Below are 12,006 nucleotides of genomic sequence, written 5' to 3'. Positions count from 1 at the left end.
GCAGAAGTTCAGTCCTCCGTCGCTCTTCAGCCGGCGGAATGAGGAGCGATAGATGTCTTTCTGGACACGGCACCAAGTCTTCGAAAAGAACTCGATCGTCCTGATCATCGGGATCCTTGTGGTGATCGCGATCGGCGGTCTGGTCGAGATCGCGCCGCTCTTCTACCTCAAGAGCACGATCGAGGTGGTGGACGGCATCAGGCCGTACACGCCGCTGGAGCTCGCGGGGCGCAACATCTACGTCCGCGAGGGCTGCTATCTCTGTCACTCGCAGATGATCCGTCCGCTGCGCGACGAGGTTGAGCGCTACGGCCACTTCTCGCTCGCCGCCGAGAGCATGTACGATCATCCGTTCCAGTGGGGCTCCAAGCGGACCGGTCCGGATCTGGCGCGGGTCGGCGCCAAATATTCCGACGTCTGGCACGTCACCCATCTGACCAACCCGCGCGCCATCGTTCCGCAATCGGTGATGCCGGGCTATCCGTTCCTCGCCACGACCGAGCTTGACGCCTCGATGATCGCCGATCATCTGCGCACGCTCCGCGACGTCGGCGTGCCCTATACCGACGACCAGATCGCCAATGCGCAGGCCGACCTGAAGGCACAGGTCGATCCCGACAGCCCCGACGCGGACGCTTTCCTGAAGCGGTATCCCAAGGCCGTGGCCCGCAATTTCGACGGCCAGCCCGGCGCGCCGACCGAGCTGGATGCGCTGATCGCCTATTTGCAGATGCTCGGCACCCTGGTCGACTTCAAGCTCTACAACGAAAAAGCCAATCTGCGCTGAGGTGATGGAAACGATGAGTGCAATCACAGCGATTCAGAATCTCCTGGCGGCGGTCTTCACGACCTTCTGGACGCCGATCTTCTTCGCGATCTTCGTCGCGATCCTGACTTACGCACTCTGGCCTCGCAACAAGGCCGCTTTTGACGAGGCGGCGAGATTGCCGTTGCGGGAGGATGACAGACCATGACCGATCACGGCGAAATCGATACCGTCTCCGGCACGACCACCACCGGCCACGAATGGGACGGCATCAAGGAGCTGAACACGCCGCTGCCGCGCTGGTGGGTGATCACCTTCTATCTCTGCATCGCCTGGGCGGTGGTGTATTGGTTCCTGTATCCGGCCTGGCCGCTGCTTACGAGCAACACCGCGGGTTTCCTGCACTATTCGTCGCGCGCCAGCGTCGCGGTCGAACTGGCCAATCTGGAGAAGGTCCGGGGCGAAAAGATGCTCGCGCTCGGTGCGGCCTCGCTGGCCGACATCGAAAAGGATCCGGCCCTGCTCGGGTTGGCGCGCGCCCGCGGCAAAACCGTGTTCGGCGATAATTGCGCGCCGTGCCACGGCAGCGGCGCCGCCGGTTCGAAAGGCTTTCCCAATCTGAACGACGACGACTGGCTGTGGGGTGGCACGCTCGACCAGATCGCGCAGACCATCCGGTACGGGGCGCGTTCGGGCAATCCGAAAGCGCATGAAAATCAGATGCTCGACTTCGGCAAGCAGGGGATTTTGAAGCCGGACCAGATCGTCACGGTCGCCAACTACGTGCGGTCGTTGTCGGGCCTGCCGACGCGCCCGGGCTATGACGCCGCCGCGGGTGCCAAGATCTTCGCGGAGAACTGCACGGCCTGTCACGGCGACGACGCCAAGGGCAATCCCGAACTCGGCGCGCCGAATCTCACCGACCAGATCTGGCTCTACGGGTCCGATGAAGCCACCATCATCGAGACCATCACCAACGGCCGCGGCGGCGTGATGCCGGCCTGGGAAGGACGGCTTGATCCCACGACCATCAAGGTCATGGCGGTATATGTGCACTCCCTTGGGGGCGGAAAATAACGGGGGTGGAGCGAAAGGCGATCTTCATTTGAGCTGGATCAACTGAGCGGACCCGGTTCGGTCTAAGCTCAAATCGACCATAGTCAGGAAAAGCAGGTGCCGGTTTTCCCTCGCGACAAACGCGGAACGCGTTTGCGCGGAGATCATGCTCAAGCAACACGATAGAGCGCGTTTTGACGCGCTCTAGACGCGAGAATGGTGCCCAGCCGTGAACAAGCCCCTGAAGCCCCAAGAGCTGGACGACGAGCTGGACCCTGGCGATGACGCGCCGCTCTATGTGGCGCGCAAGAAAATCTATCCGCAGAGCGTCTCCGGCGCCTTCCGCCGTATCAAATGGGGGCTGATGGCCTTCTGCCTCGCGGTCTATTATTTCCTGCCCTTCGTGCGCTGGAATCGCGGCCTTGGCGCGCCGGATCAGGCGGTGCTGATCGATTTTCCCAACCGGCGCTTCTATTTCTTCTTCATCGAGCTGTGGCCGCAGGAAATCTACTATTTCACCGGTCTGTTGATCCTCGCCGCGGTCGCGCTGTTCCTGATGAATTCGGTCGGCGGCCGGATCTGGTGCGGCTATCTCTGCCCGCAGACGGTCTGGACCGACCTGTTCTACGCCGTGGAGCGACTGATCGAGGGCGACCGGCGGGAGCGCATGAAGAAGGATGCCTCCGCCGACCCGATGAGGGCCCGGCGAATCTTCGAGCTCGTGCTCAAGCACTCGATCTGGCTTTTGATCGGATGGTGGACCGGCGGCGCCTGGGTGCTCTATTTCAGTGACGCGCCGACACTGGTGAAAGAGCTCATCACCTTTCAGGCCCCGATGGTCGCCTATATCTGGATCGCGACCCTGACCGCCACGACCTATCTGCTGGCCGGCTTCATGCGCGAGCAGGTCTGCACTTATATGTGCCCGTGGCCGCGCATCCAGGCAGCCCTCACCGACGAATGGGCGCTCAACGTCACCTATCGCTACGATCGCGGCGAAAAGCGGACTTCGATGAAGAAGGCCGCCGAGTTGCGCGCGCTCGGCGAACATGCCGGCGACTGCATCGATTGCTATCAGTGCGTCGCGGTCTGCCCGACCGGCATCGACATCCGCAACGGCCCGCAGCTCGAATGCATCCAGTGCGGCCTGTGCATCGATGCCTGCGACACCGTGATGAAGAAGGTCGGCCGCGAACCGCGCCTGATCGCCTATGACAACGACATCAACATCCACAGGCGCCAGCAAGGCAAGGCGCCGATCTACCGCACCGTCCGTCCACGCACCGTCCTCTACAGCGCCATCATCGCAGGCATCGGCGCCATCATGGTGTACACGCTGGCGACGCGGTCGTTGCTCGACGTCAACGTGCTGCACGACCGCAACCCGGTCGCCGTCACGCTCAGCGACGGCTCGATCCGCAACGCCTATACGGTCCGCCTGCTCAACAAGCGCGGCTTCGACCGCGTCATCGCGATTGATGTCGAGGGACCAAAAAATGCCACCATCCACGTCGTGGGCGTCGATTCGGTCACGCCCGACCGGCCGATGATCGTGATCGAACGCGACACCACCTCCGAGCTTCGCGTGCTGATCACCGCGCCCGCGGCTGACAACCCTGAGAAGTCGATTCCGGTGAAATTTCACGTCACCGATATCGGGCTTGGCGAGGTGGCCGCCGCGACCGACAATTTTGTCGCCCCCTAAGACGCCGCCCAGGAGTTTCGTCATGCAGAAATCCGTCGCTTCCGCCAAGCCGTTGACCGGGGGCAAGGTGCTTTTGATACTGGTGGCGTTTTTCGGCGTCGTCATCGGCGTCAACGTCTACATGGCAAAGGTCGCGATCTCGACCCTGCCGGGCACCGACGTCGACAGCTCCTACACCGCGAGCCTCGGCTATGAGAAGGAAATCGCAGCGGCGCGCGACCAGAACGCACGGCACTGGCAGGTCGACGCCCACGTCCAGCGCGACGCCGCAGGCGCCGCCACCTTGCAGGTCGAGGCCCGCGACAAGAGCGGCAAGCCGGTGACCGGGCTGAAATTCCAGGGCGTCCTGGAGCGGCCGACCGACAAGCGGTACGACCTGCCGCTCGAACTCGCGGAAGTCGGGATCGGCATCTATCGCGGCAGTGCGCCGTCCGTCGCCCCCGGTCAATGGGATCTGGTGCTGCAGGGTGACGCGGCGGGCCAGCGGATGTTCCTGTCGGTCAATCGCATCGAGCTGAACTGAAGCGGTTCGAACTGCAAAGAGTGGAAGGCCGCATCATGCAGGCGACGCGAGACTTCTCGCATTATGTGAAGGATGCGGGCTCCGGTCTCAACCATATCGATCTGGCGGTCGAGGGCGTCAATTGCGCCGGCTGCATGGCCAAGATCGAGCGCGGGCTGTCCGCGATCCCCGACGTGACGCTGGCGCGGGTCAACCTGACCGACCGCCGCGTGGCGCTGGAATGGAAGCAGGGTACGCTCGAGCCCGGCCGCTTCATCGATCGGCTGGCCGAGCTCGGCTACAAGGCCTATCCATTCGAGAAGGCGAGCGCGGAAGCGAGCGAAGCCGAACAATCGCGTTTTCTGCTGCGCTGCCTCGGTGTCGCGGCCTTCGCCACCATGAACGTGATGATGCTGTCAATCCCGGTCTGGTCCGGCAATGGCGGCGACATGCTGCCCGAGCAGCGCGATTTCTTCCACTGGCTGTCGGCGCTGATCGCGTTGCCGGCGGCCGCCTATGCCGGGCAGCCGTTCTTCCGCTCGGCCTACCGCGCGCTGCGCGCAGGCGGCGTCAACATGGATGTTCCGATCTGCATCGGCGTCATCATGGCGCTCGGCATGTCCGTGGTCGAGACCTTCAACCACGCCGAACACGCCTATTTCGACGCCGCCATCATGCTGCTGACCTTCCTTCTGGTCGGCCGCTATCTCGACCAGAACATGCGGCGGCGGACCCGGGCGGTGGCCGGAAACCTCGCCGCGCTGAAGGCGGAAACCGCCAGCAAATTCATCGGCCCCGACGAGATTTCGGAAGTCCCGGTGGCGGCGATCCGGTCCGGCGACATCGTGCTGCTGCGGCCGGGCGAGCGTTGCGCGGTCGACGGCACCGTGATCGAAGGCAAATCCGAGATCGACCAGAGCCTGATCACCGGCGAGACGCTGTATGTCGCGGCCGAACAGGGCACCGCGGTCTATGCCGGTTCGCTCAATATCTCCGGAACCTTGCGAGTGCGGGTGTCCGCGGCCTCGGAAGCCACGCTGCTGTCGGAGATCACGCGACTGCTCGACAACGCGCTGCAGGCCCGTTCGCGCTATATGCGGCTCGCCGACCGCGCCTCGCGGCTCTATGCGCCGGTGGTGCATGCCACCGCCTTGTTGACGGTGATCGGCTGGGCGCTGATGGGCGCAAGCTGGCATGACGCCATCGTCACCGGCATCGCGGTGCTCATCATCACCTGTCCCTGCGCGATCGGGCTTGCGATTCCGACGGTGCAGACGGTGGCGTCAGGTGCGATGTTCAAGTCCGGCGTGCTGCTCAATGTCGGCGATGCCATCGAACGGCTCGCCGAGGCCAATCACGTGATCTTCGACAAGACGGGCACGCTGACCTTGCCGGAGCTCGAAGTCGTCAACGCGGCCGAGATTCCGGCTGAGATTTTTCGAATTGCCGGCCAACTGGCGCTGTCGAGCCATCATCCGGTCGCCGCCGCCGTGGCGCTAGCTTCCGGCGCCAGGGCGCCATTGGTGGGCGCGATCGAGGAGCCCGGGCAGGGCGTGCGCGGCGAGCTTGACGGCGTCGAGATCAGGCTGGAGCGGCCGTCGTTCTGCGGCGCCGAGCAGCTGGTCCAAGGCAACGCCATCGGCAGCCCGATCGTCGACCCCGAAGCCTCGATCGTGGCGTTCAGCCGGGGCGAGGAAAAATATCTGTTCTCGGTGCGTCAGGGGCTGCGGGGCGATGCGCGGGCGGTGATCGCGGCGCTGAAGAGCCGGGGCATCGCGGTCGAGATGCTCTCGGGCGACCGCGAGCAGGCAGTGCGGGCGGCGGCGGGCGTGCTCGGCGTCGACGAATGGCGCGCGGGCGTGACGCCCGCCGACAAGATCGCGCGGATCGAGCAACTCAAAGCCGGAGGATTGAAGGTGCTGATGGTCGGTGACGGCATCAACGATGCGCCGTCGCTTGCGGCCGCGCATGTCTCGATGTCGCCGATCAGCGCCGCGCATTTGAGTCAGGCCACCGCCGATCTCGTGTTTCTCGGCGAGCCGTTGGCGCCGGTGGTGACGGCGATCGACGTCTCGCGCAAGGCGCTGCATTTGATGCGGCAAAACCTTTGGCTCGCGGTCGGCTATAACCTGGTCGCGGTGCCGATCGCGATCAGCGGGCTGGTGACGCCCCTGATCGCGGCGGCGGCGATGTCGGGCTCCTCCATCCTGGTGATGCTGAACGCGCTAAGAGCGTGCCGCGCCAGAACCACGACGCGATCCGAGGGTGCGGCCAGCGATTTGGCGTCCGATCCCGCGCTGAACTATTAGGGGCCTGCGATGGAAGTGCTCGTCATACTGGTGCCGCTCGCCCTTGGCCTTGGTCTTGCCGGCCTGCTGGCGTTCCTGTGGTCGCTGAAGAGCGGTCAATATGACGATCTCGAAGGCGCGGCGTGGCGCGCCATCGCCGATGACGAGCCGCAGCCGGAGGCGCCATCGGACGTCACGGCGTGCTGATACCGCAGGTCGTCGACGCAACGCGCCTCACCGGACCGGCGCCAACCAGCGCACACCATGGGTTCCCGATTCGGGCCGGGGTTGTCTCGCGGCTCGCCAGGCATGTTGAAATCCGCAAGGGGACGTAACAAAATCCGCCCGATCGCGAATATCAGGGGATGCCACAGTTCATGAATGGCGTGCAGGACGGCGACGCTGCGCAGCGCTTCAAATCGCCGGCCGGGGGCTTGCCGGGCCAGGTCGTACTGGTGCTGCAGGGCGGCGGTGCGCTCGGCTCCTATCAGGCTGGCGTCTATCAGGCGCTGCACGAAGCCGGCATCGAGCCGGACTGGATCATCGGCACCTCGATCGGCGCCATCAATGCGAGCCTCATCGCCGGCAACGAGCCGCGGCTCCGTCTGTCGAGGCTGCGGGAATTCTGGAAACGGGTCGAGCAGGATCCGATCTTCGGCTTTCGCCACGAATTCGCGGGCTTCCATGAGCGACTGTCGTACTGGTCGACGATCACCAATGGCATTCGTGGCTTCTTCAAGCCGAATCCACTGGTCCATGCCGGCGAGACCTATCCGCTCGGGGCGGAGCACGCCGGCTACTATTCGACCGCGCCGCTCAAGCAGACGCTGGGCGAACTGGTCGATTTCGAGCTGGCCAATCATGGCCGGCCGCGGCTCACGGTCGGCGCCGCCCATGTCCGCAGCAGCGAGATGCGCTATTTCGATAGCCGCGACGGCGCGGTTGACGTCCGGCACATCCTGGCGTCAGGCGCGCTGCCGCCGGCGTTTCCGGCAGTGCGCATCGACGGCGAGCTCTACTGGGACGGCGGCATTCTCTCCAATACGCCGACCGAAGCGGTGTTCGATGACAATCCGCGCAGGGATTCGCTGATCTTCTCGGTTCACCTCTGGAATCCGCTGGGCGCCGAGCCGGCCACGATGGCCGAGGTATTCTGTCGCCACAAGGATGTGCAGTTTTCCAGCCGGATCGCGAATCAGATCGCGCGGCAGGAGCAGGCGCATCGCTTGCGCCATATCATCAACCAGCTCGCCGCCCGGCTGCCCGAGGCCGAGCGCGACAGCGCGGCGGTCAAAGAACTGGCGAGCTATGGCTGCCAGACCCGCATGCATGTCGTGCGTCTGCTGGCGCCGCAGCTCGATCGCGAGAGCCATACCAAGGATATCGATTTCAGCCCGGCCGGCATCAGGCGGCGCTGGGATGCCGGTTATGCCCACACCAAGGTCGTGCTGGCGCGCGCACCCTGGGCCGGCGAGTTCGATCCGCTCTCCGGCGTGATCGTGCATGAGCAACTCGAAGCGATGCCCGTGGCCGCGGAGTGAACGCGGGAAGCCTGCTGCGAGCGACGCGCGCTTACGGCGAAATGGTCTTGCGGTACAGCGCGCTGTAGAGCGCAGCCGAGAGATCCCAGCTGAACGACCGCGACATCGCGCTCTGCCGCATCGAGTTCAATCGGTCGGTCGCAATGAAGGTCGAGAACGCCCGTCTGATGCCGCCGAGGAAGGATTCGATCGAGGGCTTCTCGAACAGGAAGCCGGTTTCGCCGTCGGTGATGGTTTCGGCCAGGCCCCCGGTCTGGTGCCCGATCGGCAGCGAGCCGAACCGCTGCGCGTACATCTGGCTCAAGCCACATGGCTCGAAGCGCGAGGGCATCAGCGTGAAATCGCTGCCGGCGAAGATGCGCCGGGCCTGGCCGTCATTGAAGCCGATCGCGACCCCGATCGCATCGGGGCGGCGGCGGTGCGCGTCGACCAGTGCCTGTTCGATCCCAGGCTCGCCGGAGCCGGTGACGATGATCTGGCCGCCGGATCCGATGATTTCGTCAGCGGCCGAGAGCACGAGGTCGATGCCCTTCTGGTGGACCAGACGGGCGACCAGACCGAAAATAGGCCCGCGGGAGACCGCGAGCCCGAACTGCTTGCGGACATAGGCCGCATTGGCCCGCTTGCCCTCCCAGTCCCCGGCGCCGAACGGCTGCGGCAGTTGGGCGCAAAACCGCGGATCCCAGCTCTCATCGATCCCGTTGAGGATACCGGTCAGCTGGGAGGCTGCGGAGCGGATGCGCAACAGCCCCTCCAGCCCGCAGCCGAACTCCTGCGTCGTGATCTCCTTCGCATAGGTCGTGCTGACGGTGGTCAGATGCGAGGCATAGATGAGGCCACCCTTGAGGAAGGACAGCTTGTCGTAGAACTCCAGCCCGTCGATGTGGAATGAGGCCTCGGGCGCACCGATCCGGCGCAGCGACTCCTTCGGAAACAAGCCCTGATAGGCGAGGTTGTGGATGGTCAGGATCGAGGGGATCTTGTTGCCGCTCCAGGCCAGGTAGGCCGGCACGAGGGCGGCCTGCCAGTCATTGACGTGGACCATGTCGGCTGCCCAATTCTTGTCCAGGCTGCCTGCTGCAAGTTGTGCAGCCGCCGAGGCAAGGCGCGCGAAGCGGATGTCATTGTCCGGCCAGTCGTGGCCGCTTTCGTCGCCATAGGGGTTGCCGGGTCGGTCATAGAGCTGCGAGCAGAGCAGGACGTAGACCGGCAAGCCATCCCTGGTTGCGGCACGCCCCAACGTGGCGGCTGGCATCTCCGCCAGTGACGGAACGTGGCCGACGATCTCGATGTGCGTGAATTGCTGGACGACATCGCGATATCCGGGCAGCATGATCCGGATATCGCTCCATTGGCGGAGCGCCCGCGGCAGCGCTGCGGAAACGGCTGCGAGGCCGCCCACTCGGACGAAGTCGTCCATCTCGGTCGTGACGAAGAGAACCTTCAACAAATGCCCTCGCTCGAACCCCGCACGGGTTCATGCAAAAATGGGTCCAAATTTTCCAGGAGAAAACGCACCAGGCGACCGACGGGTTCCCGGGGATCCACTTCCCCACCCAACACACCCAAATTAGGGTTAAGCATCATACTAACAAGGGGTCTTGGCCACACGGCCTAAAGGAAGTTTGCGTATGACCATAGCCGACAACGATGAGGGCAATTTGACAGGCTGTTTCGGCGGCCTTCGTGTGCTCGATTTTTCGACGACGATTGCCGGTCCACATTGCGCCCGCATGCTGGCCGACATGGGTGCCGAGGTGATCAAGGTCGAAACCGCGGAAGGGGAAACGATGCGAACCCGTCCGCCGGTGCGCAACGGCTGTTCGACCGTGTTTGGCCAGCTCAATGTCGGCAAGAAGAGTCTGGTGCTCGATCTGAAATCGCCTGACGGGTGTGAGGTGGTCAGGCGGCTCGTCGCAGGCGCGGATGTCATCGTGGAGAATTTCCGACCCGGCGTGATGCGCCGCCTGAAGCTCGATTACGAGTCGTTAAGGATGCTCAATCCGCGGCTGATCTACTGCTCGATCTCCGGTTACGGCCAGACCGGCCCGTCGGCCGAGCTACCCGCCTACGCGCCGGTGATTCATGCAGCATCCGGCTACGATATGGCGCATCTCGCCTACCAGCCAGGCCGCAACCGGCCTGATTATTGCGGGATCTATCATGCCGACGTCTTGGCCGGCACCTACGCCTTCGGGGCGATCTCGGCGGCATTATACCGACGAAGCCTTACGCAACGCGGCCAGCATATCGACGTGTCGATGCTGGAATCGATGCTCAGCCTGACATTAAACGAATTGCAGTGGTCACAATTCGAGGTGGCGTCAACGCCGCGCCCGATGTTTGGACCGATCGAGACGGCTGATGGCTATGTCATGGTGGCGATCGCCAGCGAAAAGACCTTTCAGAGCCTGATGAAAGTGATCGATCACCCCGATTGGGTAACTGATTCGCGCTTCGCTGCCTATTCTGATCGGCGCGCCAACTGGGCGCAGTTGATGGACGGCGTCGACGCCTGGTCGTGCACGGTGACGACCGCGCAGTGTCTGGCCGAACTGAACGAGGCGGGCGTTCCGTGCTCGGCCTATCGCACGGTCTCCGAAGCGCTGTCCGATCCGCAGATCGCCCATCGCCGGGCGCTGTCGGAGGTCGAGGATGGCGGCGGCACCTTCCGGGTGCTCAACCTGCCGTTCCGGATGTCGGAGGCCAAGGTCGCGGCCGGACAACGGATGGCGACGCTCGGGGAGCATACCAGGGCGCTGTTGCAGGAGGCCGGACTGCGCGGCGACGGCAAACCATCTGCGCCAAAGCCGGAGGTCGCGATGCCGCGCTGATGGCTTGCCGTCAGTCCGCAAAAGGCAAATAACAGCCAGAAAGACGTCCGCCTTGAGGGCGTCCGCCCGGCCCAAGAAACAAGATAGACAAGAACAAGACGCACAAGGAGTGATGCCATGAAGAGTTTCAAGGTCGCCGCGTTCAACGCCCCCCTGCAGGAGATCGACGAACCGACGCCGCAACCGGGCGGTATGCAGGTGCTAATCAAGGTCAGGGCCGCCGGCGTCTGCCACAGTGATCTGCACATCTGGGAAGGTGGGTACGAGCTTGGCCACGGGCGCAAACCGCTGTCCTTGAAGGACCGGGGTGTATCGCTGCCGCGCACGATGGGACACGAGACTGTCGGCGAGGTCGTGGCTTTCGGGCCGGACGTCAAGAATAGCGACAGAGGCGGCCTGAAGGTCGGCGATGTCGCACTCGTCTACCCCTGGCTCGGTTGCGGCAAATGCCCGACCTGCCTCGCCGGTGACGAGAACATGTGTCTGAAACCGGCGTCGCTCGGCGTCTATTGCGACGGCGGCTATGCCGACTACATGACCGTGCCGCATCCAAAATATCTTCTGAATCTGGAGGGGTTCGACCCGGTCGCCGCGGCGCCTTACGCCTGCTCGGGCGTCACCACCTATTCGGCGCTGAAGAAGGTCGAGAAGGATTTCGACACGCCGATCGTGATTTTCGGCGCCGGCGGATTGGGCCTGATGGCGCTGTCGCTCCTGAAGGCGATGGGCGGCAAGGGCGCCATCGTCGTCGACATCGATGCCAGAAAGCGCGAGGCGGCGGAACAGGCTGGCGCGCTTGCGACCGTCGATGGCAAGGCGCCGGATGCGCTGGAGCAGCTCATCAGGAAGGCCGGCGAGCCGATCCGCGCGGTGATCGACCTGGTCGGCAACGCCGCGACCGCGCAACTCGGATTCGACTGCCTGACCAAGGGCGGCAAGCTCGTGATTGTCGGGTTGTTCGGCGGCGGCGCGCCCTGGGCGCTGCCGCTGATCCCGATCAAGGCCATCACCATCCAGGGCAGCTATGTCGGCAATTTGCGCGAGACCCAGGAATTGCTCGATCTGGTCCGCGCGAAAAAAATTCCGCCGATTCCGGTGACCACGATGCCGCTCGCCAAGGCCAACGACGCGCTCACCGATCTGCAGAAGGGCAAACTGGTCGGCCGCGCGGTGCTGACGCCGTGAGTGCGCTCGACCATCGTTGGCTCGGCGAAGATTCCATGGGGGGTGGATAGCGCCGAAGTCTGAGGCCAGACTGAGGTTGCTGAAACCACTCAACCTGGAGACGACGACGTTGCTCGATCATCCTACCGA

The 12,006-nt window shown here is 64.1% G+C and carries 11 protein-coding genes; 10 read left to right on the top strand and 1 reads right to left on the bottom strand.

Annotated features, from left to right (window positions below):
* Positions 1 to 52: 52 nt before the first annotated feature.
* From ccoO to WCB02_RS32565, 8 genes are all read left to right on the top strand, one after another.
* Positions 53 to 787, top strand: a complete 735-nt coding sequence (ccoO, locus tag WCB02_RS32600) for a cytochrome-c oxidase, cbb3-type subunit II (RefSeq protein WP_423964802.1) — start codon at positions 53 to 55, stop codon at positions 785 to 787.
* 13 nt (positions 788 to 800) lie between these two features.
* The gene (locus WCB02_RS32595) at positions 801 to 974 is read left to right on the top strand and encodes a cbb3-type cytochrome oxidase subunit 3 (RefSeq protein ID WP_423964800.1); all 174 of its coding nucleotides are present in this window, start codon (positions 801 to 803) and stop codon (positions 972 to 974) included.
* Positions 971 to 1,843 carry a cytochrome-c oxidase, cbb3-type subunit III gene (gene ccoP, locus WCB02_RS32590; RefSeq protein ID WP_423964798.1) on the top strand — a complete coding sequence of 291 codons (873 nt, stop codon included), beginning with the start codon at positions 971 to 973 and terminating at the stop codon, positions 1,841 to 1,843. The genes WCB02_RS32595 and ccoP overlap by 4 nt, the downstream gene beginning before the upstream one ends.
* A 208-nt stretch (positions 1,844 to 2,051) precedes the next feature.
* Entirely contained in the window at positions 2,052 to 3,527 is a 1,476-nt protein-coding gene (ccoG, locus tag WCB02_RS32585; protein WP_423964795.1) for a cytochrome c oxidase accessory protein CcoG, read from the top strand.
* A 22-nt stretch (positions 3,528 to 3,549) separates the two neighbouring features.
* Entirely contained in the window at positions 3,550 to 4,050 is a 501-nt protein-coding gene (locus tag WCB02_RS32580; protein ID WP_423964792.1) for a FixH family protein, read from the top strand.
* A gap of 35 nt (positions 4,051 to 4,085) precedes the next feature.
* Positions 4,086 to 6,338: a cation-translocating P-type ATPase gene (locus WCB02_RS32575; protein WP_423964790.1), complete on the top strand. Its 2,253-nt coding sequence runs from the start codon at positions 4,086 to 4,088 to the stop codon at positions 6,336 to 6,338.
* 9 nt (positions 6,339 to 6,347) lie between these two features.
* Positions 6,348 to 6,524 (top strand): cbb3-type cytochrome oxidase assembly protein CcoS, encoded by a 177-nt coding sequence (gene ccoS, locus WCB02_RS32570; protein WP_423964788.1) that lies wholly within the window; start codon positions 6,348 to 6,350, stop codon positions 6,522 to 6,524.
* 170 nt (positions 6,525 to 6,694) lie between these two features.
* A complete protein-coding gene (locus WCB02_RS32565) occupies positions 6,695 to 7,858 on the top strand; it encodes a patatin-like phospholipase family protein (protein WP_423964804.1) in 1,164 nt (387 codons plus the stop codon).
* A gap of 31 nt (positions 7,859 to 7,889) precedes the next feature.
* Here WCB02_RS32565 and glgA read toward each other — a convergent pair whose 3' ends face one another.
* The gene (gene glgA, locus WCB02_RS32560; RefSeq protein WP_423964786.1) at positions 7,890 to 9,305 is read right to left on the bottom strand and encodes a glycogen synthase GlgA; all 1,416 of its coding nucleotides are present in this window, start codon (positions 9,303 to 9,305) and stop codon (positions 7,890 to 7,892) included.
* Between the two features lie 184 nt (positions 9,306 to 9,489).
* On the opposite strand from glgA, the gene WCB02_RS32555 reads away from it, so the two are divergent.
* On the top strand, positions 9,490 to 10,692 hold the full coding sequence (locus WCB02_RS32555) for a CaiB/BaiF CoA transferase family protein (RefSeq protein ID WP_423964784.1): 1,203 nt from the start codon (positions 9,490 to 9,492) through the stop codon (positions 10,690 to 10,692).
* Positions 10,693 to 10,809: 117 nt separating this feature from the next.
* The gene (locus WCB02_RS32550) at positions 10,810 to 11,877 is read left to right on the top strand and encodes an alcohol dehydrogenase (RefSeq protein ID WP_423964781.1); all 1,068 of its coding nucleotides are present in this window, start codon (positions 10,810 to 10,812) and stop codon (positions 11,875 to 11,877) included.
* The last annotated feature ends 129 nt before the right edge of the window (positions 11,878 to 12,006 follow it).

Origin of the sequence: Bradyrhizobium sp. (assembly GCF_049581145.1) — a bacterium.
Taxonomy (GTDB): domain Bacteria; phylum Pseudomonadota; class Alphaproteobacteria; order Rhizobiales; family Xanthobacteraceae; genus Bradyrhizobium.
This window is presented reverse-complemented; position numbering and strand designations above follow the sequence as displayed.